This window comes from Acidovorax delafieldii 2AN (genome assembly GCF_000175235.1).
In the GTDB taxonomy this organism is placed as follows: domain Bacteria; phylum Pseudomonadota; class Gammaproteobacteria; order Burkholderiales; family Burkholderiaceae_C; genus Acidovorax; species Acidovorax delafieldii_B.
Genome location: NZ_ACQT01000497.1, coordinates 1 through 1,322, shown reverse-complemented (window position 1 = coordinate 1,322; position 1,322 = coordinate 1). Strand labels below are relative to the sequence as shown.

Genomic DNA, 1,322 nt, shown 5'->3' with positions numbered 1-1,322 from the left:
CTGAATCGCCCCGGGTTCCGTGGAGGCTGTTTGGTTTAAGTCAGGCCCCCACCGTGGCGGTCTGACTGGCGAGTTGCCGGTAGTAGTTTGCCTCAGCTTCTGCAGGCGGGATGTATCCGATGGGCTCCAGCAGTCTGTGATGGTTGAACCAGGCCACCCATTCCAGGGTGGCCAGTTCCACAGCCTCCTTGGTCTTCCAGGGTGCGCGACGATGAATCAGCTCAGCCTTGTACAGCCCGTTGATCGTTTCGGCCAGCGCGTTGTCGTAGCTGTCCCCCTTGCTTCCCACCGATGGCTCTACGCCAGCCTCGGCCAGGCGTTCGCTGTATCGAATGCTGACGTATTGCGATCCCCGATCCGAGTGATGAACCAGGCTGCTGTCCGGCTCAGGTTGGCGTGCGTACAGTGCCTGCTCCAGCGCATCAAGCACGAAGTCGGTTCGCATCGAACTGCTTACCCTCCAGCCCACGATGCGTCGGGCATATACGTCGATGACGAAGGCCACATACAGCCATCCCTGCCAAGTTGAGACATAGGTGAAGTCCGAGACCCATAGCTGATTGGGTCGATCCGCTTTAAATTGCCGGTTGACCCTGTCCAGCGGGCACGGTGCTTTGCTGTCGCTGATCGTGGTGCGCACGACCTTGCCGCGCATTACGCCGCGCAGCCCCAGGCGCCGCATCAAACGCTCGACCGTACATCGCGCCACGACCGTTCCCTCGCGCGCAAGTTGGCGCCATACCTTGTCGGCACCGTAGACCTGCATATTGGACTGCCAGACGCGTTGTATCTGCGGTACCAGCGCCTCGTCGCGACGGGCCCGGGCACAGCGCCTGTCGGGCTCGCGCAGCAGCGCCGCGTGTCTTCGATACCCCGACGGGGCGATCTGCAAGACGCTGCAGATCGGCTCGACCCCGAAGGTGCCGCGATGCTTGTCTATGAAATCCCTCAGGACTTCAACCGGCGGTCGAGCTCCGCCTGGGCGAAAAACGCACTGGCCAGCTTCAGTATCTCGTTGGCCCGGCGCAGTTCCTTGACCTCGCGCTCCAGATCCTTGACCCGCTGCGCCTCGCTGGTAGTGACGCCTTCGCGCACGCCAGCATCGACTTCGACGCGCTTGACCCATTCATGCAGCGTCTGCGGCACGCAACCAATCTTGGGGGCAATAGATTCAATGGCTGCCCATAGCGATGGGTAATCCCCCCGGTGCTCCTGCACCATCCTCACCGCCCGCTCGCGGACCTCGGGCGAGAACTTGTTCGACTTCTTCATGGCTCAATCCTCTCAGAGAAAAGAGCCTCCTCAAAAACCGGGGCGATTCA

At 61.6% G+C, this 1,322-nt stretch carries 1 protein-coding gene and 1 other annotated feature; the gene reads right to left on the bottom strand.

The window, feature by feature from the left end; translation table 11 throughout:
- Positions 1 to 40: 40 nt before the first annotated feature.
- A protein-coding gene (locus ACDELDRAFT_RS22565; protein WP_085943624.1) for an IS3 family transposase occupies positions 41 to 1,272 on the bottom strand; the annotation gives its coding sequence in 2 pieces (ribosomal slippage) (positions 41 to 984 and positions 984 to 1,272; 1,233 coding nt in all).
- Positions 878 to 994 (bottom strand) — a sequence feature (AL1L pseudoknot). (Overlaps the previous gene by 117 nt.)
- Positions 1,273 to 1,322: the final 50 nt, after the last annotated feature.